At 74.2% G+C, this 24825-nt stretch carries 25 protein-coding genes, 1 tRNA gene and 1 pseudogene; 14 read left to right on the top strand and 13 right to left on the bottom strand.

Annotated elements, in window-relative coordinates:
* Positions 1-106: 106 nt before the first annotated feature.
* A complete protein-coding gene (locus MCM47_RS08935; protein WP_238860110.1) occupies positions 107-550 on the bottom strand; it encodes a helix-turn-helix domain-containing protein in 444 nt (147 codons plus the stop codon).
* A gap of 166 nt (positions 551-716) precedes the next feature.
* Between MCM47_RS08935 and MCM47_RS08940 the strand changes: the two genes are divergently transcribed.
* A complete protein-coding gene (locus MCM47_RS08940) occupies positions 717-1562 on the top strand; it encodes an alpha/beta fold hydrolase (RefSeq protein WP_238860111.1) in 846 nt (281 codons plus the stop codon).
* 387 nt (positions 1563-1949) lie between these two features.
* Here the strand turns inward: MCM47_RS08940 and MCM47_RS08945 are convergent, their stop codons facing one another.
* The 4 genes from MCM47_RS08945 to MCM47_RS08960 form a co-directional block, all read right to left on the bottom strand.
* The gene (locus MCM47_RS08945; protein ID WP_238860113.1) at positions 1950-2888 is read right to left on the bottom strand and encodes an AraC family transcriptional regulator; all 939 of its coding nucleotides are present in this window, start codon (positions 2886-2888) and stop codon (positions 1950-1952) included.
* A 278-nt stretch (positions 2889-3166) separates the two neighbouring features.
* A complete protein-coding gene (locus MCM47_RS08950; protein WP_238860114.1) occupies positions 3167-4093 on the bottom strand; it encodes an NADP-dependent oxidoreductase in 927 nt (308 codons plus the stop codon).
* Positions 4094-4372: 279 nt separating this feature from the next.
* Entirely contained in the window at positions 4373-5401 is a 1029-nt protein-coding gene (locus MCM47_RS08955) for a hypothetical protein (RefSeq protein ID WP_238860117.1), read from the bottom strand.
* Positions 5398-5817, bottom strand: coding sequence for a PadR family transcriptional regulator (locus tag MCM47_RS08960; RefSeq protein WP_238860137.1), 420 nt, complete (start codon positions 5815-5817; stop codon positions 5398-5400). Before MCM47_RS08960 ends, MCM47_RS08955 begins: the two co-directional genes overlap by 4 nt.
* 117 nt (positions 5818-5934) lie before the next feature.
* Between MCM47_RS08960 and MCM47_RS08965 the strand changes: the two genes are divergently transcribed.
* A complete protein-coding gene (locus MCM47_RS08965; protein WP_238860140.1) occupies positions 5935-6636 on the top strand; it encodes a helix-turn-helix transcriptional regulator in 702 nt (233 codons plus the stop codon).
* Between the two features lie 117 nt (positions 6637-6753).
* Here MCM47_RS08965 and MCM47_RS08970 read toward each other — a convergent pair whose 3' ends face one another.
* From MCM47_RS08970 to MCM47_RS08980, 3 genes are all read right to left on the bottom strand, one after another.
* Entirely contained in the window at positions 6754-7263 is a 510-nt protein-coding gene (locus tag MCM47_RS08970; protein ID WP_238860142.1) for a DinB family protein, read from the bottom strand.
* Positions 7263-8063 carry a VOC family protein gene (locus MCM47_RS08975; RefSeq protein ID WP_238860144.1) on the bottom strand — a complete coding sequence of 267 codons (801 nt, stop codon included), beginning with the start codon at positions 8061-8063 and terminating at the stop codon, positions 7263-7265. Before MCM47_RS08975 ends, MCM47_RS08970 begins: the two co-directional genes overlap by 1 nt.
* Positions 8064-8224: 161 nt before the next feature.
* The gene (locus MCM47_RS08980; protein WP_238860146.1) at positions 8225-10681 is read right to left on the bottom strand and encodes a terpene synthase family protein; all 2457 of its coding nucleotides are present in this window, start codon (positions 10679-10681) and stop codon (positions 8225-8227) included.
* 515 nt (positions 10682-11196) lie between these two features.
* On the opposite strand from MCM47_RS08980, the gene MCM47_RS08985 reads away from it, so the two are divergent.
* Together MCM47_RS08985 and MCM47_RS08990 are read left to right on the top strand one after the other, a co-directional pair.
* Positions 11197-11787 carry an HhH-GPD-type base excision DNA repair protein gene (locus tag MCM47_RS08985; RefSeq protein ID WP_238860148.1) on the top strand — a complete coding sequence of 197 codons (591 nt, stop codon included), beginning with the start codon at positions 11197-11199 and terminating at the stop codon, positions 11785-11787.
* 50 nt (positions 11788-11837) lie between these two features.
* Positions 11838-12065 (top strand): annotated as a pseudogene (locus tag MCM47_RS08990) (TetR/AcrR family transcriptional regulator); the annotation flags it as partial.
* 52 nt (positions 12066-12117) lie between these two features.
* Here the strand turns inward: MCM47_RS08990 and MCM47_RS08995 are convergent.
* Both MCM47_RS08995 and MCM47_RS09000 read right to left on the bottom strand, forming a co-directional pair.
* Positions 12118-12330: a KTSC domain-containing protein gene (locus tag MCM47_RS08995; protein WP_238860150.1), complete on the bottom strand. Its 213-nt coding sequence runs from the start codon at positions 12328-12330 to the stop codon at positions 12118-12120.
* A 69-nt stretch (positions 12331-12399) separates the two neighbouring features.
* On the bottom strand, positions 12400-13896 hold the full coding sequence (locus tag MCM47_RS09000; RefSeq protein WP_238861339.1) for an MFS transporter: 1497 nt from the start codon (positions 13894-13896) through the stop codon (positions 12400-12402).
* A gap of 93 nt (positions 13897-13989) precedes the next feature.
* On the opposite strand from MCM47_RS09000, the gene MCM47_RS09005 reads away from it, so the two are divergent.
* Positions 13990-14973: a YafY family protein gene (locus tag MCM47_RS09005; protein WP_238860152.1), complete on the top strand. Its 984-nt coding sequence runs from the start codon at positions 13990-13992 to the stop codon at positions 14971-14973.
* Between the two features lie 33 nt (positions 14974-15006).
* Here MCM47_RS09005 and MCM47_RS09010 read toward each other — a convergent pair whose 3' ends face one another.
* Complete coding sequence (locus MCM47_RS09010; protein WP_238860154.1) at positions 15007-15525, bottom strand: YbhB/YbcL family Raf kinase inhibitor-like protein; 519 nt, start codon at positions 15523-15525, stop codon at positions 15007-15009.
* 107 nt (positions 15526-15632) lie between these two features.
* Here MCM47_RS09010 and MCM47_RS09015 point away from each other — a divergent pair, with 107 nt between their 5' ends.
* The 3 genes from MCM47_RS09015 to MCM47_RS09025 all read left to right on the top strand — a co-directional run bounded on the left by MCM47_RS09015 (position 15633) and on the right by MCM47_RS09025 (position 18890).
* Entirely contained in the window at positions 15633-16364 is a 732-nt protein-coding gene (locus MCM47_RS09015) for a rhomboid family intramembrane serine protease (RefSeq protein WP_238860156.1), read from the top strand.
* 160 nt (positions 16365-16524) lie between these two features.
* Positions 16525-17691: a hypothetical protein gene (locus tag MCM47_RS09020; RefSeq protein WP_238860159.1), complete on the top strand. Its 1167-nt coding sequence runs from the start codon at positions 16525-16527 to the stop codon at positions 17689-17691.
* Positions 17692-17873: 182 nt separating this feature from the next.
* A complete protein-coding gene (locus MCM47_RS09025; RefSeq protein ID WP_238860161.1) occupies positions 17874-18890 on the top strand; it encodes a hypothetical protein in 1017 nt (338 codons plus the stop codon).
* A 15-nt stretch (positions 18891-18905) separates the two neighbouring features.
* Here MCM47_RS09025 and MCM47_RS09030 read toward each other — a convergent pair whose 3' ends face one another.
* Complete coding sequence (locus MCM47_RS09030; protein WP_238860163.1) at positions 18906-20525, bottom strand: helicase HerA-like domain-containing protein; 1620 nt, start codon at positions 20523-20525, stop codon at positions 18906-18908.
* A 148-nt stretch (positions 20526-20673) separates the two neighbouring features.
* Between MCM47_RS09030 and MCM47_RS09035 the strand changes: the two genes are divergently transcribed.
* Together MCM47_RS09035 and MCM47_RS09040 are read left to right on the top strand one after the other, a co-directional pair.
* The gene (locus tag MCM47_RS09035) at positions 20674-20970 is read left to right on the top strand and encodes a type II toxin-antitoxin system VapB family antitoxin (RefSeq protein ID WP_030061387.1); all 297 of its coding nucleotides are present in this window, start codon (positions 20674-20676) and stop codon (positions 20968-20970) included.
* Between the two features lie 235 nt (positions 20971-21205).
* Entirely contained in the window at positions 21206-21868 is a 663-nt protein-coding gene (locus MCM47_RS09040; protein WP_238861341.1) for a LytR C-terminal domain-containing protein, read from the top strand.
* Positions 21869-21933: 65 nt separating this feature from the next.
* On the opposite strand, the gene upp is transcribed toward MCM47_RS09040, so the two are convergent.
* A complete protein-coding gene (upp, locus tag MCM47_RS09045; RefSeq protein ID WP_238860165.1) occupies positions 21934-22569 on the bottom strand; it encodes a uracil phosphoribosyltransferase in 636 nt (211 codons plus the stop codon).
* 206 nt (positions 22570-22775) lie between these two features.
* On the opposite strand from upp, the gene MCM47_RS09050 reads away from it, so the two are divergent.
* The 4 genes from MCM47_RS09050 to MCM47_RS09065 all read left to right on the top strand — a co-directional run bounded on the left by MCM47_RS09050 (position 22776) and on the right by MCM47_RS09065 (position 24579).
* Positions 22776-23012 (top strand): hypothetical protein, encoded by a 237-nt coding sequence (locus tag MCM47_RS09050; protein ID WP_238860167.1) that lies wholly within the window; start codon positions 22776-22778, stop codon positions 23010-23012.
* A gap of 233 nt (positions 23013-23245) precedes the next feature.
* On the top strand, positions 23246-23797 hold the full coding sequence (locus tag MCM47_RS09055) for a hypothetical protein (RefSeq protein WP_374209095.1): 552 nt from the start codon (positions 23246-23248) through the stop codon (positions 23795-23797).
* A 39-nt stretch (positions 23798-23836) separates the two neighbouring features.
* The gene (locus MCM47_RS09060; protein ID WP_238860171.1) at positions 23837-24400 is read left to right on the top strand and encodes a nucleoside deaminase; all 564 of its coding nucleotides are present in this window, start codon (positions 23837-23839) and stop codon (positions 24398-24400) included.
* An 89-nt stretch (positions 24401-24489) separates the two neighbouring features.
* Positions 24490-24579 (top strand) — tRNA-Ser (locus MCM47_RS09065).
* The last annotated feature ends 246 nt before the right edge of the window (positions 24580-24825 follow it).

The raw sequence follows: 24825 nt of genomic DNA on the forward strand, positions 1-24825 counted from the left end.
CGGCCCCGAGTCGGCGCCAGAGCACGAGGGCCCGGGGTCGGCGGCGGCGACCGACGGCCCGGGGCGTCCGCGGACGGCCCCTGCCGGCCCGCGCCGGCGCCGGGCCCTACGAGTTGCGGGGCAGGAGGTGGCGGGCGAGGACATCCAGGGCCGCGGTGACCTCGCCGAGCAGCCGGGGGTCCTCGGTGCCGAGCGCGGCGGCGAGGGCCGGCTCGATGCCGGCGGCGCGGACCTGGGCGACGCGCTCGGACACCTCGGCGGCCTGCCGGACCAGGACGCGGCGGCGGTCGGCGGGGTCGGCGGCCGTCACCACCGAACCGGCTTCCTTGAGGCGTGCCACGGCGGTGGAGACCTGGCTCTGCGGCAGACCGGTCCGGGCGGCGATCTCACCGACGGCGCTGTCGGGGTGAGCGGCGATGTCGCTGGCCACGATCAGGACCAGCCGGGCGCTGCCGGCGTAGCGGCCGGCCCCGCCGGGGGGCTCCGGCAGCGCCTCCTCGCCGAGCTTCATCAGGGCCCGGCCCAGCAGGAACAGCTCCACTCCGTTCATGGCCGGGAGCATACATCGGATTCGATTCATCGAGATCAATGGATCGCGCAGACGCCCAGGCGGGAAGAATCCAACTCAATACATCTAGACAGATACATCTTGTTCGATGAATCATGGTGGCACCGGGCGGCGGACGGACCGCCGGCCCCGGCGAAGGGGGACCACCATGCCCAGCACCACGCACCCGACCACCGGCACCCTGGCCGTCGCCGGCGCCGTTCTGCACTACCGGGTCAGTGGCAGCGGGCCGATGCTGCTCATCTCGCAGAGCGGCGAGGGGGACGCCGACCGCAGCGTCGATCTCGTCGCCGGGCTCACGGACGCCTTCACCGTGGTGACCTACGACCGCCGGGGCCTGTCCCGCAGTCGGCTGACCGAGCCCGCCCGCGGGGCGACCCTCGTCGAGCACGCCGACGACGTCCACCACCTGCTCGCCGCCCTCACCGACGAGCCGGTGCTCATGCTCGGCTGCAGCCTCGGCGCCGTCATCGGCCTCCACGCCGCCCAGCGGCACCCGGGGCAGATCGGCACCCTGATCGCCCACGAGCCGGTCGCGCCCCGCCTGCTGCCCGCCGACCGGCGTGCCGGCCACGAGCGGGAGCTGGCCCACCTCCAGGACCTCTACCGGCGCGAGGGGCTGCGCGCGGCGTTCCCCGAGATCGCGCGGGCGCTGGGCATCGACCCGGCCGGTCCGGACCGGGAGGACGACCTCACCCCGCAGCCCCTCGACGAGCGGCGCCTCGCCAACTTCGACCACTTCATCCGGCACGACTTCACCGCGGTCATCCAGGACACCCTCGACCCCGCCGGCCTGCGCGGGACCGGCACGCGCATCCTCCCGGCCGTCGGGCGCACCACGCCCCGCGACGTCTTCGACGTCCAGTGCGCCCTGGCCCTCGCCGATCTCCTCGGCACCGCGGCGCTGGAACTGCCCGGTGGCCACAACGGCAACACCACCCACCCCCGGGCCTACGCCGCCCGCGTCCGGGAGATCCTGGGCGCCGCCGCCTGATCAGGCCGGGCGAACCCGCGGATCGAGCGGACCGCTCTCGGTCGGTCCCGGCCGGTCCCTGCCCGCCGCACGGAGCCGGCTGTCGCCATCCGCAACAGGTTCGACGTCTTATCGGCGGACCGGCCGAGGCCCGCCCGCTCCACGCGGACACGGGGCACGGGCAGGACACCGCCGCGCTCCCGCTCGAACACGCCGCCAAGGCAGGCGAGTTGGGTGACACCCGGCGCACCGGCGGCAAGATCGCCCTTCCCGTCGTCCCGCGCCGCCGGCCCCGTGCCGCCGGCCCCGCGCGAGGCGGGCGGCCGGTGACCGGCCCGGCGCGGGCCCGTAGCCGGCCCCGACGCGGGCTGCGCGGACCCCGACCGCACGGGGGCCGGGGCCCGCGCCTCAGGCCGCGGCCCTGAGCTCGCGCCGGTAGCCGCCCGGCGCCCGGCCGAACTCGCGCTTGAACGCCTTCGCGAACGCGTACTCGGAGCCGTACCCGGCCTGGGCGGCCACCGCGGTCAGCGGGGCCTCCGACTCGCGCAGCAGCCGGGCCGCGGTGGTGAGGCGCCACCGGGTCAGGTAGGCCATCGGCGGCTCGCCCACCATCGTGGTGAACCGCCGGGCGAAGGCCGCCCGGGACAGGCCCACCCGCTGGGCCAGCGCCTCCACCGTCCACGGGTTCGCCGGGTCCTCGTGGATGGCGGCCAGGGCCGGCGCGACCGCGGAGTCGCCCAGCGCGGCGGCCCACCCGGCCGCGGCCGTAGCGGGCTGGTCGTCGAGCCAGGCCCGCAGGATGTAGAGCAGCAGCGAGTCGATGAGGGCCGGGACGATGCCGGTCGACCCGAGGCGCGGGTTCTCCAGCTCCGCCCCGAGGAGCTGGACGGCGGCGCTCAGCTCGGGGTGCCGGCCGTGGCCGGTGGTCAGGTGGACGATCTCGGGCAGCTGGCGGACCAGCGGGTGCGGACGGCCCTTGTCCAGGTGGTAGTTGCCGCACAGCAGGCTGGTGCGGGCGCCGTCGCCGCCGAGCGTCACGGTGCCGATCGGCCCGGTCGGGCGGTACTGGTGGGGACGCTCGGGCTCGGCCGGGGTGGACGGGTGGTCGGCCAGGATGTGGCCGCTGCCGTCCCGCAGGAAGACCACGTCCCCGGGGTTGAGCGCGATCGGTTCGGTGCTGGAGGCGCAGCCCAGCGGGATCAGCCAGCAGGTGCCGTGCAGCACCACGTGGAACCCGGCTCCGGCGACCGGCGGGAGGCGCAGGCCCCAGGGGGCCCGGCCCTCGGTGCGCACCGACGTGGGCAGCCCCGTCCGCATCGAGCTCAACGCCTCGGTCAGGATGTCCAACGCCCTTCCCCCGTCCTCCGTTTGTCCACGGTCCGCCGCGGCCCGCCCCCACCTTAGGGGGTGTCACGACCGGCGCCCGGTCCTGTCCGGACGGCCGCCGGCCCGGCCCGGCCCACTCCCGCCCCCCTCGGCCGATCCGCCTGACGCGCCCCCGGTCACTCCGCCCGGCGCACCCCCGGCCGCTCCGCCGGCGCACCCGGCCTCCGCCCCTCCCCCGAGCGGGCGGAAGCCGGCCCTGCGTCCGTCCGTCCCCGCACCCCGCCCCCGCGGGCGTGCCGTCAGGCAACGGTCAGTACGACCTTGCCCTGCACCCGGCCCGAGCCGACCAGCTCGTGCGCCTTGCCGGCCTCCGCGAGCGGGAAGGTCGCGGCGATGTGCGGGCGGATCCGGCCCTCGTCGACCAGCGCGGCGATGGCCTCCAGCGACGCGTAGTCGGGCTCCACGGAGACGCCCGCGAAGCGCCGTCCGGCCTCCTCGATCTTTGCGGCGAGCTCCGTGTTCCAGTGCTCCATGATGCTGACCAGGGTGCCGCCCGGCTTCAGCACCTCCAGGGCCCGGGTGCCCTCGGAGGAGGAGTCGAAGACGACGTCGACGTCGGCGACCGCCTCGGTGTAGTCGGTGGTCCGGTAGTCGATCACCTCGTCCGCGCCCAGACCGCGCAGGAAGTCGTGCTTGGCCTCGCTCGCCAGCGCGATGACGTGGGCGCCGCGGGCCTTGGCGATCTGGACGGCGAAGTGGCCGACGCCGCCGGCCGCACGGTGGATCAGGACGCGCTGCCCCTCGGTCAGCCCGGCGGCGTCGACCAGGCCCTGCCAGGCCGTGAGGGCGGCCAGCGGGAGGGCGGCGGCCTGCACGTGGTCGAGCGCGGCGGGCTTGCGGGCCACCTGCCGCGAGGGGACGGCGACGTAGTCGGCGTAGCCGGTGGCGGCGCGGGGGAAGAACGGCATCCCGAAGACCTCGTCGCCGGGCTTGAACCGGGCCCCGGGGCCGGCCTGCTCGACGACGCCGGAGATGTCCCAGCCGACCCCGTACGGCGGCTCGCCGAGCAGCGGGTAGGCGCCCGAACGGACCGCCACGTCCACCGGGTTGACGCCGCTGGCGTGCACCCGGACGAGGACCTCGGCACCGCGCGGGGCGGGGCGCTCGGTCTCGACCACCTCCAGGACCTCGGGGCCGCCGAAGGACTTCTGAACGACTGCACGCATCGGAGGACTGCCTCTCGCTCGGTCCGGGCCCTGTCGGCCCGGCTCCTGGTGTCCTCAACTCTAGGAAGGTCGAACGAGCCGCTGAATATCCTTCAGTCTTCGGAAGATGTCCGATCGTCTCGCCCGCCGAGCGCCCTGGCCGAGGGCGCCGCAGCCGCCCCGGACGCCGACGCGCCGGACGCCAGCCGCCCCGGACGCCGATGCGCCGGAGGCCAGCCGCCCCGGACGCCAATGCGCCGGAGGCCCCGCGCAGGGGCCTCCGGCTCGGGTGGCGCAGCCTCAGACCCGCTCGACCACCCCGGCCGCGCGGTCCGCACCACCGGTCCGGCCCGTCCGCACGGCGACGGCCCGTCGGAGGGCGTCGATGGCGGTGCAGACCCCGATCAGCCCGACCACGACGCCGAGGTTGCGCAGCGCGGCGTGGGGGACCGGCGGGATCAGGTAGTCCGGCGCGGAGAGCATCACCGTCCAGGGCAGCGCCGCCACGGCCGCGCCGGCGGCCCGGAGGCGGTCGGGCCGGGCGGCGCCGAGCCGCACCAGGTAGACGAGGCACATCACCGTGGCGGGCCAGGCGGTGGAGACGTCGAGCAGGACCTTCACGCTCCCGGAGAACTCCGCCTCCACGGACAGCCCCGGCTCCGGCCAGGGCCAGAGCGTCACCAGGGTGATCATCGGCAGCGCCACGGCCCCGGCGACGAGCGCCATCCCGTAGCGGCCCCGCCGGGAGAGGTCCACGGCGTCGGGCGGCGCGGCCAGCAGCACTCCGCCGAGCACCAGCCAGAACGGCAGCAGGAAGACGTACTGCCAGAAGGACGCGTAGCCGACGAGCAGCGCCGCCGCCGCGGAGCCGATCCGGAGCAGGGTGCCCGCCAGCACCAGCAGCCGGGCCTGCGGCCAGTGGCCGGCGACGGCGAAGGACAGCGCGAGGATCCACGGCAGCGTCTGCGCCGCGCCCACCGCGATCGCCACCCCGGGGTGGGCGAAGTCCGCGAAGAACGGCTGCCGCAGGACGAGGCCGAGCAGCAGGTGGACCGTGGCCAGCGCGGCTCCGCCGGCCAGCATCAGGGGCGCGGCGCCGGCGGCGACCCGGCCGAGCCGGTCGCGCGAGCTGAGCCCGGTGCGCAGCCGCAGGGCGTGCGCGGCGAGGACGGCCCACTCGCGCAGGACGGTTCCGCGGCCGGCGCCCTCGACGGACTCGGCGAAGACGGCGGCGATCTCCTCGCCGTGCGCGGCCCGGTACGCGGCGGGATAGAGACCGATCAGGGGCAGCCCGGTGGGCAGCGGGAGCTGCCGCGACGTCGCGCTCATGCGGTCACCCCGCCCGGTCCCGGCAGCACACCGAACGTCCGCTCCACGCACTCCTCCAGACCGCGCTGCAGGCCCGGCCGGAGCTTCGGCCGGAGCCCGCCGAGGGCGAGCCGGCGCTCGGCCTCGGCGACACCGGCGCGCAGTCGCTCGGTCTCCGCGGCCAGCACCTCACCGCCCTCCTCGGTCAGCGCGAAGGTGCGGCGCAGCCGCCCGGCCACCACCTCCTCGTGGTCGATGCGGATCAGCCCCTGCTGGAGAAGCCGGTCCAGCGCCGTGTAGAGCGTGCCGGTGAGGAGCTTGGTCCGGCCGCCCGAGATGGCCAGCACCTCCTGGACGATCGCGTAGCCGTGCCGCGGGGCGTCGGCCAGCGCGGTGAGCACGAGCCTGGTCGGCTCCTGAAGTTGACGGTTAGCCATGTCTAGGAGCATAGATCAACCATTTGGATATGTCGATGATTTACTCATTGCGCTCCGCAGGCCCCGGCGCGGGACGTTACGGTCCCCGCCGAACCGCCGCAGGGGCACCATGGGGGCATGTCACTCGCCCAGCTCGCCGGACTCCTCGCCGACCCCACCCGTGCCGCCTTCTGCACCGCCCTGCTCGACGGCCGGGCCTGGACCGCCGGCGAACTCGCCCGGTACGCCGGCGTGGCGCCGTCCACCGCGAGCGAGCACCTGTCCCGGCTGATCGCGGGCGGGCTGCTGGCCGAGGAACGGCAGGGCCGGCACCGCTACGTCCGGCTGGCCGACCCGGCGGCGGCCGCGCTGATCGAGGACCTCGCCGCCTTCGCCGAGGCGGCGAGCCCCGGGCGGACCCCGCGCACCCTGCGCGAATCCACCCGGCAGAGCGCCGAGGCACGGGCCCGGACCTGCTACGACCACCTGGCCGGCCGGCTCGGCGTGGCCGTCTCCGACGCGCTCCACGACCGCGGCCTGGTGACCGACGACGCGGGTCTCGCCGTCACCGAGGACGGGCGGACCTGGCTGGCCGGCGCCGGGATCGAGCTGCCGGTCCGGCCCGGCCGCACGGGCGGGCGGCCGCTGGTCCGCAGCTGCCTGGACTGGACGGAGCGCCGCACCCACCTGGGCGGCGTGCTCGGCGCGGCGCTCTGCCGGACGGCGCTGGAGCGGTCCTGGGTGGAGCTGATCGGCTCCGGCCGCGCCCTGCGGGTGACCGCGGACGGCGGGCGCGCGCTGCACGAACTGCTCGGGATCGACCTCGGCCCGGCGTGCTGAGCCGTCCGGTCCGGCTGCGCCCGCCGTAGGCGGCGCGACCGACCGGTCGCCGACGCCGCGGGCGGCGGCCGGCAGCCGCTCCGCACCGCGCCGCCGCCCGGACGGCGCAGCGGCGCCTCACCCCATCGTCTTCTGCCCGTCCAGCGACTCCCGGATGATCTCCGCGTGCCCGGCGTGCTGCGCGGTCTCCGCGATGACGTGCAGCACCACCCGCCGCACGGACCAGACCGCGCCCGGCTCGAACCACGGTGCCTCGGGCAGCGGGTGGACGAGGTCGAGGTCGGGCAGCGTCGACACCAGCTCGTCGGTCTCGCGCGCCACCCGCTCGTACGCGGCGAGCAGGCCGGCCAGCGTCTCGCCGTCCGCCATCCGGAACTGGCCCGCCCAGTCGTACGGCACGCTCTCCATCGCCTCCGCGCCGCCGACCGCGAACCGCATCCAGCGCTCCTCGGTACCCGTGACGTGTTTGATCAGGCCGCCCAGGCACAGCTCGCTCACGGTGGTGCGCCGGGCAGCCTGCTCGTCGTCGAGGCCGCGCACGGTGTGGCGCAGGAATCCCCGGTGCTTGTCCAGCGTCTGGACCAGCTCGGCCCGCTCCCCGGCGCCCGCCGGTTGCCCCGCGCCCATCAGGCGTCCGCCAGCGCGGGGGCGTCGCCGGAGGCCGCCCCGAGGTCGATGATGCCGAAGGCGGCACCCTGCGGGTCGCCCACCGCGGCGAACCGGCCGTACGGACTGTCCATCGGCCCGAAGAACAGCTGCCCGCCGTGCTCGGTCACCCTGCCGACGGCGGCGTCGCAGTCCTGCACGGCGAAGAAGACGCTCACGTACGAGGGCGCCTCGGGCGGGAGCTCGCCCGGACCGATCCGCATCCGGCCCAGGACGGGCCGGCCGCCGACGTGGAAGACCTTGTAGTCGACCTCGTCGGTGTCCATCCGCTTGGTCGTGAACGGGAAGACCGCCGGGAAGAAGGCGTCCGCCTTGCCCGGCTCGCGGGTGAGCACCTCCGCCCAGGTGTACGCCCCGGGCTCGCCCTGCTTCTCGAAGCCCTCGTGGCTGCCCGCCTGCCAGACCCCGAACGCGACCCCGCCCGGGTCCCTGGCCAGCACCATGGTGCCGAAGTCGCCGACCGGCATCGGGCCCATCAGCACCTCGCCGCCGTTGGCGCGGATCCGCTCGGCGGTCGCGGCCGCGTCGGGCGACGCGAAGTACAGGCACCAGGCCGGCTGCGGCTCCTCGCCACCGGGCATCGGCGGGACCACGGCGGCCACCGCCCTCCCGTCCGAGTACGCCGTCGTGTAGTTGCCGAACTCGGACGCGCTCTCGCCGAAGGTCCAGCCGAGCACGGCGCCGTAGAAGGCCTTCGTACTGTCCAGGTCGCTGACCATCGCGTCGGCCCAACAGGGCGTTCCCTCGGGTAGCACAGCCATGGATCCACCCTCTCGGTGTGACGATCTGCCCCGGTTCGCCACAGTAGCCAGTCCGCCGCCGCGCCGCGCCCCGAGCCGGCGGCGCCCGCACACGCGGGGCGGCGGCCCGACCGGGTTTCCGCCCGGTCGGGCCGCCGCCCCGACACCGCTGCCGCCGCGCGCTACCGCAGCTCCGCCGGACGGACCGGCCCGGGCACGCCGGCCGCGGCCGGCACCGCCCCGCCGAACGGCGCCCGCGCACCCGCCGTGCCGAACCCGGTCGGCCCGAGCGGCAGCGCGGTGACCCCGGCGGGCGCGTCCGCGGCCGGCGCCTCCCCGGCCACCACGCCCCCCGCGGGAAGGGCGGCCCCGGGCGCAACCGACTCCGCCCCCAGTCCGAAGTGCCGTCGCAGGTCGGCCTCGCCGTACCGGCGGCAGTCCCGGTGCCAGACGTCGATGCCCGCGATCCAGTTCTCCAGCCGCTTCACGTGGCCGTCGAGGAGCGCCCGGCCCTCCGCGTCGAGCCCGAAGTCGTCGCACAGCACCGGGAACTCGTTCTGCGCCACGTGCTGGAACTGGTCCAGTCGCGCGTGCATCAGGTCGTCGACGATCCGGACGGCCGACGGGTAGTCGCAGTTGAAGAAGTTCTGCACCACCAGCACCGCGTTGTGGACCTCGCCCTCGTACTCCACCTCCTTCTGGTAGGAGTACAGGTCGTTCATCATGCACGCGTAGTCGGCGGCCGCGTTCTCCAGCGAGCGCATCGGCCCGCTCTCGAGGACGGCCTGGGGCACGGCCTGCCCGCAGGACGGCCGCCCGAGGCCCATCGTGAGGTCCGAGCCGAAGGTCCTCCGGCGCATCTCGACGTAGTCGACCGGGTCGGGGATCCGGTGCTGCGCCTGGTTGTCGAGCTCCCAGAGCCAGCTCGCCACCATCGACTCGACGGACGTGCGGAACCGGCGCCGGGCCTCGACGGTCATCGGTCCGGCGGTCCGCTGCCAGAGGTCGGCCAGGGCGCGCTCCAGCGCGTTCGCCGGGTCCGGCACCGGGCCCCCGTCGACCGGCATGAAGGCCGAGAGCCGCTGGTTCTGCAGCCGGGCACCGAGCAGGTCGCGCCTGCGTCCGTACACCACCGGGTAGTAGTCGTCGGCGTACGTCCCCCAGGCCAACCAGTCGGAGGTGAGGTCGAGTTCCTCCGCCGTGGCGTCCGGGTGGATGCCCGCCGAGCAGAGCGGGAAGTCGTAGTCGGCGAGCTTCTCGGCGGTCCAGACGCCCGAGCCGATCACGCCGGGCTGGGCCTCCAGCAGGCCCGTCCGCTCGGCCCACGCCCCCAGGTGCAGCCGCGCCGCCTCCAGGTGCGGGCTCGGCTCCACGGTGAACGGGTGCCTGAACTCCGGCAGCCGGGACGGCCCGACGCGCTGGAACGGCACGTGGGCGTGGGACCGCGCCCGCCGGACGGCCGGATCGAGCCCGGCGGGCGGCGCGGGCTCCTCGGCCGCCGCCCGCCCCCGGCTCAGCGAGCCCAACTCGCCCGTTCCGCCGGGGAGTCCGCCCGCCGCCCCGGGGCGCAGCACGTCCAGCGCGGACGTGCCGACGCCGCCGATCGCGTAGGCGTCCCACCAGTTGCCCCCCGAACCGGCCGCAGCGCCACCGCCGTTCATGTACCGGCTGGACCGCATGTGCCACTCGTGGCCGCCCGACTGCCAGTCCTGGAGGCCCTTGGCGTAGGCGAGCACCCGGGCACAGCCCTCCGGGGCCAGCCCGGTCTCCGCGAAGAGCACCGGGAGTTCGGTGAACACCGTGTTCTCGAACTGCTGCAACCGTGAGGTGAGCAGGTCGTTGACGGCCTCGGCGGCCTCCTGCGTGGTGCACCCCAGGAAGGTCTCCAGGACGAGCACGCCGTTGCTCAGCTCGCCCTCGTCCTCGACCTCCCGCTGGTACGAGAAGAGGTCGTTGCGCAGGTGGACGCCGTCCGCGAAGGCGTCCATCAGCACGCGCAGCGGCCGCGAGCCCGAGACCTCCCTCGGCACCTCGGCGCCGGCGGCGTACTCGATCAGCCCGGCGGACCAGGGCGCACCGCCGACCTTGCGGCGCATCTCGATGTACTCGACCGGGTTGGCGATCCGACCCGCGTTGATGTTCGCGAGCTCCCAGAGCGACTCGTCGAGCAGGTTCCGGGTGCTCTCGGCGAACCGGATCCGCCAGTCCTCGCCCATGGCCGGCACGGTGCGCCGCCAGAGGTCGGCCAGCCCGGCCTCGACGGGGTTGGTCGGCTCGGGCACCGGGGCGGCCGGGTCGGCGGGCATGAACAGCGGGAGCCGGTCGAGGTAGGCCTTGGCGCCCTCACGGTCGTTGGTGCGCTTGTAGACCTCCAGGAAGTGGTCGTCGAAGAAGAACACCCAGACGTACCAGTCGGTGACCAGCGACAGCGCCTCGGCGGAGGCGTCCGGGTGGGTGTAGGCGCAGAGCAGGCCGTAGTCGTGGGCCTCCAGGTCGGCCTGGTCCCAGATTCCCGAGCCCTCCAGCATCCCCATCTCCCGTGCCCAGGCGGTGGAATGGGTGCGGGCCTCCTCCAGGTGGGGATTGAGCCGTGCCGGGTGCGGCACGTAGAAGGAGGGCAGTTCGAACGGCTGAGTCACCGGGCGGGCCTTTCTGGACGCGTCGACGAGGCCGACCGGCACGGCGGAGCGGCGCCGTCACTCCCCGCACCCGCCGCCCGGTCGGCACAGCATTACCCGCCGCCGCCTGACCGCACCGGACAACAGGAACAGTCATATGAAATAGGCCCATCGACTCGAACAGGCGCCCCAGGAACCGCCCGGCACTGGATCATCCGTACGACCCCCGCAGGCCCGAGCGCCGTCCGGGCCCACGCCCCAGCCGTCCGCGCCGGCGGGTTCGGCGCCCGTGGGGACCGCGCCCGGCGCCGGGGCCGAGGTGCTGGAACGGCTGCTCGAAAAGGACCGGTCCTAGGACTCTCCCGCCCGCCGGCGCACGGATGCACAACACGATACGCCGACGAACCACCCAGGTACGGCAAGGCTGGCCGTCCCGACCAATGCCCTCTCGCGGGCGTGTTGACACCCTCCGCCCAGCGCCCGTCCACCAGACTGGGCGGCGACCCGATTCTCCACGCTCAGAGGAGGGCTTGCCCATGAACGTCACCGTGCGGCTCGCGCAGCAGCCCGAGGCCGACGAACTGCTCGGGCGCAGCGCGCTCGCCGCGCTCGTCGGGATGCTGCTCGACCAGCAGGTGCCCATGGAGTGGGCGTTCAGCGGACCGCTGACCATCGCCCAGCGGCTCGGCCGGGACGACCTGGACGCGCACGAGATCGCCGTCTACAACCCGGAGGAGTTCGTCGCACTGCTCTCCGAGAAGCCGGCCGTGCACCGCTACCCGGCGGCGATGGCCAAGCGGGTGCAGCAGCTCTGCCAGTTCCTGGTGGCCCAGTACGACGGCGACGCGGCGGCGCTCTGGCGGGGCGTCGCCACCGGCAAGGAGCTGCTCAGCCGGCTGAACGCGCTGCCGGGGTTCGGGAAGCAGAAGTCGCAGATCTTCCTCGCCCTGCTCGGCAAGCAGTACGGCGTGCAGCCCGAGGGCTGGCGCGAGGCGGCCGGCGGGTACGGCGAGGAGGGGGCCTACCGCTCGGTCGCGGACATCACCGGACCGGAGTCGCTGGAGAAGGTCCGCGCCTACAAGCAGGAGGTGAAGCGAGCCGCCAAGGAGGCCAAGGCGAAGGTCTGAGCCCCCGCGTCACCCGGGCCCGGCACCCTCGGGGGAGCGCCGGGCCCGGGGCCCTGCGGACCCGCCTGCCGGGAGTCCTCCCGCTGGCCGACGAGGCCGCCCGCGCAGCGGTCTCAGGCGTCCTGAAGAGCTGGCTGGTCCTCGTCCAGGTGCTCTGCGTGGACTGGCTCACCGAGGAGACCTGCTCCCGCGCCGAGCTCCGCGACGTCTGCATCGGCGCCGTCCTGGGCGCCGTCCGCCCGCTGCTCGACACCGATCCCGCCCCCGACTGGCCCTGACCGGGCCGAGGCACGCCCTGCACGGCCGGCGGGGGCCGGCTCGCGCAGCGCCTCAGCCGAGCCTGCGGTACGGGTACCTGCCCCGGATCCGCCGGACGAAGTAGCGGCCGTGGCTCTCCGCCGCCATCAACTCGCCGTGCACCCGCCGGGGAACGGAGTCGTAGGCGTACACGCCCCCTCCGACGAACTCCACCTCCAGCACCCGCCGCGCCGCGTCGTACCCGACCGAGCGCAGCGCCGAGGAGTCCACCGGCATGCGGTCCATGGCACTCCCAGTGTGCGCGCCAAGGCCCCGGCCGCGCAGCGCGACCGGGGCCCCACCACCCGCACACCGTCAGACCAGCACGGGCTCCTGCTCCTTCTCCCGCGCCGCGGCCGCGACGCTCTCCGGCGCCGGCGCCGCCGGCCGGTGCCGCGGCAGCGCGCACATCAGCAGGAGCACCACCGCCAGGACCCCGACGACCCACCACATCGCGTGCACGAAGGCGGCACTGAACGCCTCCCCCGCGGCCGCGGGGGCGACCGCCTCCGGCATCGCCCCGAAGAACGCCACCGACACCAGACCCAGACCCAGCGCCATGCCCACCTGGCCCACCGTGTTGATCAGCCCGGAGGCCGAGCCGGCGTGCTCGCGCGGCACCTCGGCCAGGATCGCGTCCGTGATCGGCGCGACGATCAGCCCCATGCCCAGGCCCATGATCACCAGCGGCAGCGCCATCTGCCAGGGTGCGATCGCCGTTCCGTACCGCTCGGCCTCCGCGATGTAGACCAGCACGCCGGCCGCCATCACCGCCGCGCCCGCCTGGAGCACCTTGCGCCCGAACCGCGGCACCAGCTTCTGCACCGACAGCCCGGCGGCCGTGGAGACCGCGAGCGAGAACGGGATGCCGGTCGTGCCGGCCTTCAACGGGCTCCAGCCCAGACCGAGCTGCATGTAGAGGGTCCACACCAGGAAGAAGATCCCGGTGACCACGCCGAAGGTCAGCTGCACCCCGATACCGGCCGCGAAGCTCCGCACCCGGAACAGCGAGAGCTCGACCAGCGGCGAGCCGTCCCGCCGGGTCTTCACCCGCTCGTAGGCGACGAACAGCGCGAACACCGGCAGGCTCCCGGCCATCGAGAGGTAGCCCCAGAGCGGCCAGCCGGCCTCCCGGCCGTGGGTGAGCGGGTAGATCAGCATCAGCAGGCCCACGCTGGCCAGCAGCACGCCCACCAGGTCGAGCTTCAGCGCCCGCTCGGCCTTCGACTCGGCGATGAACGCCCGGCCCAGCAGCAGCCCGGCCACGCCGACCGGCAGGTTGATCAGGAAGATCGGCCGCCAGCCCAGGCCGAAGAGGTCCCACTCGGTCAGCAGCGCGCCGATCATGGGCCCGGACACCGCCCCCAGCCCCACCACCGCGCCGAACATGCCGAACACCTTGCCGCGTTCCTCCGCCGGGAAGGTCGCATGGATGATCGACAGCACCTGCGGCACCATCAGGGCGGCCGTGGCGCCCTGCACCACCCGCATCGCGACCAGCATCTCGGCGCCGCTCGCCACTCCGCAGAGCGCGGAGGCGAGCGTGAAGCCGCCGATGCCGACCAGGAACAGCCGCTTCCGGCCGTGGATGTCGCCCAGGCGCCCGCCGGTGATCAGCCCGATCGCGAAGGCCAGCGCGTAGCCGCCGGTCACCCACTGGACGGCGCTGAACGAGGCCCCGGTGTCGGCCTGGATGCTCGGCACGGCGATGTTCACGATGGTGACGTCCACCAGGTCCATGAACGAGGCGGTCATCACGATCGCCAGCGCGATCCACCTGCGGCGGTCCGCCGCCGCGGCGTCCCTCGTCATCACGTACTCCTCTTCGTCGCTCTTCGGCACGTCTGCGACAGTAGAGGGGATGTAGGTCAGATCCTGTCCGCCTTGTCCGGCATCCTGGGCACCATGACCGACACTCCGGCACGACTGCTGAGCCTGCTGTCCCTGCTCCAGACGCCGCGCGAGTGGCCCGGCAGCGAACTGGCCGAGCGCCTCGACGTCAGCCCGCGGACGATCCGCCGCGACATCGACCGGCTGCGCGCCCTCGGCTATCCGGTCGAGGCGACGATGGGCGCCGTCGGCGGCTACCGGCTGGTGGCCGGGACGGCCATGCCGCCGCTGCTGCTCGACGACGAGGAGGCGGTGGCCATCGCCGTCGGCCTCCGGGCGGCCGCCGGGCACGCCGTGGTGGGCATCGAGGAGGCCTCGGTGCGCGCGCTCGGCAAACTGCTCCAGGTGCTGCCGGGCCGGCTGCGCCACCGGGTCGGCGCACTCAACGCGGCCACCGTCCCGCTGCTCACCGGCGACGGCCCGACCGTCGACCCCGAGGACCTCACCGTGCTCGCCAACGCCGTCACCAACCGGGAGCGCCTGCGCTTCGCCTACCAGGCGGGCGACGGCGCCGAGACCAGGCGCCGGGTCGAGCCGGACCGGCTGGTCTCGGCGGGCCGCCGCTGGTACCTCGTCGGGTACGACCTGGACCGCGACGACTGGCGGCTGTTCCGGGTCGACCGGCTCAGCGAGCCCTTCCCCACCGGTGTCCGGTTCACCCCGCGGCCGCTCCCCGCCGAGGACGCGGCCGCGTTCGTGGCGAGCAAGCTGCGTCGGCACTCCCCGACGTACACCCTGGACGCCACCGTGCAGGCCCCGGCGGCCGAGGTCGCCCGCCGGATCGGCGGCTACGGCGACTCCGCGGTCGAGCCGGTCGACGAGCACACCTGCCGCCTCCGCTCCAGGGGCGACTCGCTGGAGTGGCTGGCGATGCGCCTGCTGATGCTCGGCTGCGAGTTCGAGGTGCACCGGCCGCCGGAGCTGCACGCCCACCTGCGCGACCTTGCCGGGCGGGCCGACCGGGCTGCGAACGGCGGGAGCCGGGGCGGCACGGACTGATCCCGTGCCGCCCCGGCTCCCGCGGAGGATCCGTCAGACGCCGAACTCGGCGGTCAGCACCGCACGGGCCAGCGTGTGGAAGGTGATGTTGAAGCCGACCTGCGCCGGCGGCGTGTCGGCGGAGACGTCCAGCGTCTCGACGTCCAGCGCGTGCACGGCGAAGGCGTAGCGGTGCGGGGCGCCGGGCGGCGGCGCGGCGCCGTCGTACCGGTTGCCGGGGAAGTCGTTGCGGGCGTGGAACGAGCGCTCACCCGGCAGGTCCGCGTCGGACGAGCCGGCGCCGCGTGCCAGGCCCGCGGTGTCGGCCGGCAGGTTGAGGGCGAGCCAGTGCCACCAGCCGGAGCCGGTCGGGGCGTCCGGGTCGTAGCAGGTGACGGCGATGGACCTGGTGCCCTCGGGCAGGCCGGACCAGGCCAGCTGCGGCGAGAGGTTGCCGCCGGCGTGGATGAACTCCTCGCCCAGCTTGCCGCCTTCGGCGATGTCCTCGCTGGTCAGCTCGAAGGACGGCACCTGCGGCAGGAACTCGTACGGCAGCGGCGGACGAACACTCATGGGTGGTCACCTCTCGACGAGCCGGGGTCGCCCCGGCTCCTGGCTGAATGACGCCGTTCACTCTAGTGGGGTGCGCACCCGATCGAAGCGGCCCTAGAGTCACCGTCATGGCCCCGAACGACCGCAGTGGTTCCGCATCCACCCCCGACCCGGCCCGGATGATCGCCGATGCACGTCGGGCGCTCTTCACCATGGTCGGCGTCACGGCCGTCGTCTGGCTGCTGCAGCTGGTGAACTGGCTCGACGACTACGGCCTCAGCCGGGCGTACGGGATGCGGCCGCAGGAACTCGGCAGCCTGCCGCACATCGTCACCTCGCCGCTGCTGCACTGGAACTGGGCGCACCTGGAGGCCAACTCGGGCCCGCTGTTCGTCTTCGGCTTCCTCGCCGCCTACCGCGGGGTGAAGAAGTTCCTCGGCCTGACCGCGCTGCTCGCGGTGACCAGCGAGCTGACGGCCTGGGTCTTCGACGAGCCGGACTCCGTCGGCGTCGGCGCCAGCGGTCTGGTCTTCGGCTACTTCGGCTACGTGGTCCTGCGCGGCGTCTTCGACCGCAACCTGATCGACACCCTGATCGGCGTCGTGCTGGGCGCCTCCTACGCCTACATGGTCACCGGCGCCCTGCCGGGCGTCGCCCCGGGCATCAGCTGGGCCGCCCACCTCGGCGGGCTGGCCGGCGGACTGGCCGGCGCCTGGATCTTCCGCGACCGGGCACCGAAGGCCACCGCCCGGAAGCCCGCCGCCCCGGAGCCCGCCATCACCGGCGGCGCCACCGGCACGCCCGCCGTCCCCGGCTCCAGGGCGGAGCTGCTCAAGGAATTGGACGACCTGGGCCTGTGAACCGCGGCGACCGAACCGCAGCGGTCGAACGCGGGGACCGAACCGCGGCGACCGGACCCCCAGCGGCCGACCTGCAGCGGCGCGCCGCCAGCCAGGTATAGACCAGTGACCCCCCGCGGGCTAGCGTGAGGGCACCTGCCCCCTGCTCCGGAGCCGCACCGTGGAGTCGTCCGTCCTCGCCTTCGCCACCGATCTGCTCGACGAGGGGGCCGATGCCTTCTTCGGCAACCTCACCGACCGGGCGGGCGTCGGCGGCGCCACCCTCGCCTCGGTCTACCACGAGGCCCGGGACGTCTTCCCGCACAACCCCCACCGGGTGATCCGCTACCTGGAGCCCGGCGCCGCCTACTTCCGCCCCGACCCGGCCCGCTGGGCCGGCCGACGGCTCCGGCCGACCCCGTCCACCGCCATCGGCGACCGCGACCCCTTCGCCGAGGCCGCCACCGAGGCCCGCCGGCGCGGACTGAAGCTGCACGCCTGGACGGTCTTCTGCCACAACGACCGGCTCGGCTTCGAGCACCCCGACTGCGCCCCCGCCAACGCCTTCGGCGACCGGCAGCTCACCGACCTCTGCCCGGCCCATCCGGAGGTCCGCGCGTACGCCGCGACCCTGGTCGCCGAGCTGGCCCGGTACGGGGTGGACGCGATCCGGGCCGAATCACTGCACTTCCACGGACTGCGCCACGGCTACCACCACGAGCGCTACTTCGAGGAGCTGGGCCCGGTCGCCGAGGCCCTGCTCGGGGTCTGCTTCTGCGCGCACTGCCGCGCCGCCGCCGACCGGGCCGGCGTGCCCGCCGAGGAGGTCGCGGCGGCGGTCCGGGCCGAGCTGCGCCGCCGGCTGGCGGACGAGGCCGCCGCCGCCGCACCCGCCGCCCTGGACGAGCTGGCGGACGGCGCCTTCGCCGCGTACGTCGACGCCTCCGCCGCCACGGTGTCCTCGCTCACCGCCGAGCTGGCCGAGCAGGCCCGCCACCACGGCATGCGGCTGAGCTTCATGGACGGTGGCGGACCGGGCCGCGGGTGGCTGGCCGGCATCGACCTGCCCGCACTCGCCGGAGCCGCCGACCAGATCGAGACCCTCGGCTACGCGAAGACCCCGGAGGCGGTGCGCGAGAAGGTCGCCGCCTTCGCCCTGCACGGTGTCCGTCCGCAGGAGATGGCGGTGATCCTGCGGCCGACGGCCTCGGACTGCGACGGCCCGGCCGACCTCGCCGCCAAGATCGCGGTGTTGCGCGAACTGGGCGTGCCGGAGGTGGAGTTCTACCACTACGGCCTGATGCGGCTCTCCTCGCTCGACCGGATCGGCGCCGCCCTCGCGGGCTGAGGCAGGCGGCCGGCGCGGTAAACCGGCCGGCCGGGGCAGGTACCGGCCAGGCAGGATCCGGCCAACGGACGCCTGCCGGTCGTCCGAAAACCGTCGCTCACCTGCGCGATTGCGCCTGTCCATGCCAACATCTGAACCCTAGGCTCCCCCTCGTCGTGATCATCCGCCGAGGGGGAGCACCCATGGAGACCACACCCGCCCGCATCAGCCGCCGAAGGCTGCTCGCCGGAGCCGCCGGCACCGCCGGCGCAGCCGCCCTGGCCACCGCGGCCGGCACCACCCCGGCCGCCGCGGCCACCACCATCCCGGCCGCCGCCCCCTACGCGCCCAAGCTCCCGCACCAGATCGAGGCCGAGGCGCTGGTCGACCACCTGCGCCTGCTGCCCTGGGAGTTCGAGGCCAACCGCTACAAGGCCAAGAACACCCCGCTGGAGAACCTCAACAGCCGTGTCCAGTGGGGCGCCCCGGGCCACCCCGAGGACTTCTACAACCTGTCGCAGTGCTCGTCCTTCCTCAGCCTGGTGCTGGAGCGCGCCTACGGCACCGCGCCCACCAAGCCGGCCGCCGCGCTGCCCTGGCCGGCCTACAGCTACGGCTGGGCGAACGAGCAGTACTTCCGGGACAACTTCTACTTCGACAAGACCGACACCAAGGACTTCCCGAACGCCCAGGAGTACCGGACCGCCTTCGCCCGGAAGGACGTCGCCGGGTCCGACCCGCTGCCGCACTTCGAGCCCGTCACCAAGCCGGTCAACCTGCGCCCCGGCGACCTCGTCGCCTTCGAGTACGACGACGACGGCGACGCGCTCTACACCGGGCACATCGTCATGATCCGCGAGCGCAAGGGCGTCTGGACCGACCCCGAGGTCGACAGGCTCGTCGGCCCCAACGTCACCCCCTACGTCTTCGAGATCATCGACTGCACCAGCGGCCCGCACGGCAGCCCGAACCTCGGCGGGGCCGCCACCGAGCTCTACCGCGCCTTCCCGGACACCCGCTTCGAGGAGGTCCTCACCACCACCGGCCAGTCCACCTTCGTCAAGCACAACGGCGTCGGCTACGGCCACATGGTCTTCTACGCGGACGCCGACACCAAGCTGTTCGCCGGCTACCGCTGGAGCGTCACCTCCAGGACCCCGCACGCGGCGAAGGACCGCCCGATCGCGGCCGGCCGGGTCTGGCTCAAGGACAACCTCTGACCTGACCCGCCCCGGTCACCTCCGCCGCCGGGAGGTCCCGAACAGGCTCCGGGTGATCTCCCGCCCGAGCTGGGTCCCGGCGGACCGCGCGAAGGACTTGAGCGCCGGGCTGCTCAGCAGCGAGCCGAGCAGCCCGCCGTCCTCCTTCCCGTCCCGGTCCGCCCCCCGGCGCGGCTCGTCCTCCCCCTTCGGGACGTCCGGCACCTCCGGCACCTCGGCGGCAGCGGGCCGCGCCGCCCGGGCGGCCAGCTTCTCGTACGCCGAGTCCCGGTCGACCGCGTCCCGGTACCGGGCCGTCAGGGCGGAGGCGTCCACCGCCGCCCGCAGCGCCGCCGGCTCGATCGGACCCATCAACGACTGCGGCGCCCGCAGCCTGGTCGCCGCGACGGGCGTCGGCGCGCCCTTCTCGGAGAGCACCGTCACCACCGCCTCGCCGGTGCCGAGCGTGGTCAGCACCTCCGCCAGGTCGTACACGGACGACCGGGGGAAGGTCGACACGGTCGCCTTCAGCGCCTTGGCGTCGTCCGGGGTGAAGGCGCGCAGCGCGTGCTGCACCCGGTTGCCCAGCTGGGCGAGCACGTCGGCGGGGACGTCCTTCGGCGTCTGGGTGACGAGGAAGATGCCCACGCCCTTGGAGCGGATCAGCCGGACGGTCCGGGTGATCGCCTCCAGGAAGGCCTTGGAGGCGCCCTTGAAGAGCAGGTGCGCCTCGTCGAGGAAGAAGACCAGCTTGGGCCGGTCGAGGTCGCCCACCTCGGGGAGCTCCTGGTAGAGGTCGGCCAGCAGCCACATCAGGAAGGTCGAGAAGAGCCGCGGCCGGTCCTGCACCGCGGGCAGCTCCAGCACCGAGACCACGCCCCGGCCGTCCGGCGCGGTCCGCAGCAGTTCGGTGGTGTCGAACTCCGGCTCGCCGAAGAACGCACCGGCGCCCTCGTTCTCCAGCACGGTGAGCGAGCGGAGGATCACCCCGGCGGTCGCCGCCGAGAGCCCGCCGATGCCCTTCAGCTCGTCCTTCCCCTCGGGCGAGGCGAGGAAGGCGATGACGGCGGTGAGGTCCTTGAGGTCGTACAGCTCCAGCCCGTTGCGGTCGGCGTAGTGGAAGACCAGGCCGAGCGAGGACTCCTGGGTCTCGTTCAGGTCCAGCACCTTGGCCAGCAGCAGTGGGCCGAAGCTGGTCACGGTGGCCCTGATCGGGATGCCCTCGCCCTGGCCGCCGAGCGCGTAGAACTCGCTCGGGCAACCCTGCGGCGCCCAGTCCTGGCCGACCTCGGCCGCGCGGGCGGCGGTCCGTCCGCTCGGCGCGCCGGGCGCCGAGACACCGGAGACGTCGCCCTTGACGTCGGCCAGGAACACCGGGACGCCCTGGGCGGAGAGCTGCTCGGCGATCAGCTGGAGGGTCTTGGTCTTGCCGGTGCCGGTGGCGCCGGCCACCAGTCCGTGCCGGTTGAGCGCCCCGAGCGGGACGCGCACCGGGGCGTCCGGGTAGGCGGTGCCGTCCAGCAGCACGGCGCCGAGGTCGAGTGCGGGGCCGGTGAAGGCGTAGCCGCCGGCGATCTCCCGCACCTGCGGCGGGAGGCCGGCGGCGGGGCCGGCGGACGGCGGCTCGGCGGGGGACGGCGGCTCGGCGGGGGGCATCGGGCACACTCCAGAGGCAGTGCTGAGGGTCGACGATCGCGACATTTCCCATGAAACAGTCGCAATCGGCCGCCCGCAGCTCGCACCCGAGGGCGTGGCGGCGTCGCGGCTGCTGCGCCATCCGCCGCCCAAACGGTAGGCTTTCCGTGTGATCTTCAAACGCATCGGCAACGGGCGGCCGTACCCGGATCACGGCCGGACCAGCACCCGCCAGTGGGCGGACGTCGCCCCGCGTCCGGTGCGGCTGGACCAGCTGGTGACCACCAAGGGGCAGCTGGACCTCGAAACGCTCCTCGCGGAGGACTCCACCTTCTACGGGGACCTCTTCGCCCACGTCGTGAAGTGGCACGGCGACCTCTACCTGGAGGACGGGCTGCACCGGGCGGTCCGCGCCGCGCTCCAGCAGCGCCAGGTGCTGCACGCCCGCGTCCTCGAGATGGAGTGACGGGCCCCTCCCGCGTACCGCCGCACCGCCTTCCGGCCACCCGCCGGGGGGCGGTCCGTTCGTACCCGGATACCTCCTTTCGGGTACCGGCGTACTCCAGATGATGATCATTTAGTACCTTCGCTGCCGTACCGCACTAGTCTGCTGACTACGGCCGCGACCACGGCGAACGCCGGCACCGGCCGACCCGTCACCCGATCCCCGCCCTGGCACGAGGGGGAGACAAACCGTGAGCATGTTGACTCCCCAAGGCCTGAAGGGGAAGCAGTACCGCATCACCGGCAACAGCTATCCACGGCTGGGCCGGCCCCCGAAGAAGAGCCGCAAGGTGTTCGCCCTGATCGGCTCGGTGCTCGCACTGGCGCTGATCGCCCTCGGCGGCGTGCAGCTCTACGACATCTTCACCGGCAAGGGCAGGAACTCCTCCGCGCAGGCCTGCGCGACGCCCTCCGGCAAGCCGCTGGCCGCGCCCACCCCCACCCCGGACGCGTCGCCCGGCGCCCCCGCCGGCGACCCGAAGGCCATCCCGCAGCCGACCGCCTTCAAGCTGAACGTCTTCAACGCCACCACCAAGTCCGGCCTGGCCGGGCGGACGGCCGAGGAGTTCACCAAGCGCGGCTTCACCGTCGACAAGAAGGGCAACGCCCCGGCCGAGCTGGACAAGAAGGTGCCCGGCACCGCCGTCGTGATCGCCGGTCCGGCCGGTGCCGGCGCCGCCACCCTGATCAGCTCGCAGATCGCCGGGGCCACCGTCACCACGGACACCCGCACCGACAACACCGTGGACGTCGTCGTCGGCGACAGCTACAACGCCCTGCTGGACGAGACGCAGGCGGCCGCCGCCCTGGCGCTGGCCACCAAGCCCTCCCCCACCCCCAGCAGCACCGGCAGCTGCTGAACCGCTCGCGAACGCGAAGGAGCCCCCCGGCGCCGGGGGGCTCCTTCGCGTCGCAGGTGGCGGACTCAGCCGGCGGTGCCGTAGAGGCGGTCGCCCGCGTCGCCGAGGCCGGGGACGATGTAGCCGTTCTCGTTCAGCCGCTGGTCGACCGCGGCGGTGACGACGGTGACCGGCAGCCCGGCCAGCTCCTTCTCCATCACCGCGACGCCCTCGGGGGCGGCGAGCAGCACCACGGCGGTGACGTCGGTGGCGCCCCGCTCGATCAGCATCCGGATCGCGGCGACCAGCGTGCCGCCGGTGGCCAGCATCGGGTCGAGCACGTAGACCTGGCGACCGGAGAGGTCGTCCGGCATCCGGGTGGCGTACGTGGAGGCCTCCAGGGTCTCCTCGTTGCGCACCATGCCGAGGAAGCCCACCTCGGCGGTCGGCAGCAGCCGGGTCATCCCGTCCAGCATGCCGAGGCCGGCCCGGAGGATCGGCACCACCAGCGGGCGCGGGTAGCTCAGCCGGGTGCCGGTGGTGACCGCCACGGGCGTGGTGATCTCGACCTCGTCGGTGCGGACGTCCCGGGTCGCCTCGTACGCGAGGAGGGTGACCAGCTCGTCGGTCAGGCGACGGAAGGTCGGCGAGTCGGTGCGCTCGTCGCGCAGGGTGGAGAGCTTGTGGGCGACCAGGGGGTGGTCGACGACGTGGATCCGCATGCGTCGAGGTTAGCCCGCGCCCGGACGCCCGTACGACCCGCCTCGGCCCGCCCGGCCGGGAACAGCCCCCGGACGGCCGCCCCCGCGGGCCCCGCCGGCGGAGGGCGCGAGTGACGCAGTCGTGACACGCCGTGACGCACCGCGAATGTCCGGACGGAACGGCTTCCTGTGGTATCAACCGGGCGGATCTGGGAAAGTCACCTCCTATGACGAGCAACCCGAGGACCGGGGACGGCTCGGCGGACGGCCCCCTCGGCCCGTCGGGCGGGCGCTCGGGCCAGCCCCCGGACCGCCCGGAGACGGAGGCGGAGCGCCGCAAGCGGCGGGCCGTCTTCCTGCGCGAGCTCGCCGAGGCGCGCGAACTGAGGGAGCGGGTCCAGCCCCGCCGGACCAAGGAGCGCCGGATGCGCGAGGCGATGCGGATGCGAACCTTCCGGATCTGACAACGATCCGGCCGGTCCCGCACGGCCGGGGCCGCGGTTCACCGGCTCCCGGCCAAGGCTTCCGACACGACCTGCAAAGACGCGCTGCCGAACACCCCCCGCAAGGGCGGGCTTTCTGTCACGATTCCGATGGGACGGTCCGAACAGCGGACCGCCTCTGGCGCGGGGGCGGCCAGGTTCCGCGTTGCCCGAGCGCGCCGACAGCCGAGACCGAGATCTTGGGAGTGTCCCTGGTGGCGTACTTCGCTGCAGTGCTTGCTCGCACCGAGGACGGGTGGGATGTGAGCGAGACGGAACTCGACGACGTCGAAACGCTGGCCGACCTGGCCGACCTGGCCCGCGAGGCCGCACAGGACGACGACAGCGTCCTGGTCTTCATCGAACAGGAGGACGCCTGGTTCGCCATCGTCCGGGTCGACGGCGAGGACGACCCCCGGATCTTCGTGTCGGACGGCGCCGCCGCCGCGCGCAGCTCCTACGGCTCCGTCCTCACCGACGAACTGGTCGACCAGGCGGGCGAGAGCGAGTTCGGCGACCTCGACGACCTGGTGGCCGAACTGGAGGACGAGGAGGCGGCCCAGGGGCAGGAGGACGAGGACGAGGACGCGGTCGGCCGCGGCGGCGTCCCGGTCGGCCCGCTCGGCGACTCCCACCTGCTCACCGAGTTCGGGCTGGCCTCCGAGGAACTGCTCGGACTCAGCGGCGAGGGCGCGGTGCCCGGCGACGCGCTGGAGGAGATCGCCGAGGCCCTCGGCTGCGGCGAGGTCCTGGAGGCCGTCCGGTAGCGGCCGGTGCCGCTCGACCGATGCCGGACACTGGATGCCATGCAGTCCGCGTCCGCCCACCAGGCCGTCCCGCTCCCCGCTCCCGTCCGCCCCGACCCGGTCCGCGACCGCTGGGCGGCGCCGATGCGCCTCGCCATGGCCGAGGCCGCGCTGGCGCCGGCCACCGGGGACGTCCCGGTCGGGGCGCTCGTCCTGGCCCCGGACGGCGAGGTGATCGGACGCGGCCGCAACGAGCGCGAGGCGGTCGGCGACCCGACCGCGCACGCCGAGGTGGTGGCGATCCGGCAGGCGGCGGCGCACCTGGGGCGAGCCGCGCGAGGCGCGTCGGACACCGGTGGCGGCGGGCGACCGGACGGCTGGCGGCTCAGCGGCTGCACGCTGGTCGTCACCCTGGAGCCGTGCACGATGTGCGCGGGCGCCATCGTGCTGTCCCGGATCGACCGCGTGGTCTACGGCGCCCTCGACGAGAAGGCCGGCGCGGCCGGCTCCCTCTTCGACGTGATGCGCGACCGGCGCCTCAACCACCGCCCCGAAGTGGTCTGGGGCGTCCTCGCCGACGAGTGCGCCGAGCAGCTCCGCGATTTCTTCGACACCCACCGCTGAGCCCCGCCACGCCCCCGGAGCACCCCCGCCGCACGCCCTCGCGGATACGGATTTCGTTCCGGCGGGCACCGTCCGGTAGAGTTCCCCTCGGTAGCGTGTCCGAGCGGCCAAAGGAGCACGCCTCGAAAGCGTGTGTGGGGGCAACTCCACCGTGGGTTCGAATCCCACCGCTACCGCCAGCAACACGAAGGCCCGTCCGAACGGACGGGCCTTCGTCGTTTCCGCGCACCCTCATCCGCGGAAAGGCGCTCCGCGCCGGGGCCGATGACCACCAACGCCCCTTCGTGCACGGAGCCTGGGGGGAGCGGTTCGGGGGGACTGACCGCTCCCCCGGACGGAGTCCCACAACCGGGGCCGCGGCGGGGGGAGCCGCGGCACCCGGTCCCACAGCGGGGAGCTCCGGATCCACGCACCGGGGACTCCTG

This window comes from Kitasatospora sp. A2-31 (genome assembly GCF_022288725.1).
Classification (GTDB): Bacteria; Actinomycetota; Actinomycetes; order Streptomycetales; family Streptomycetaceae; genus Kitasatospora.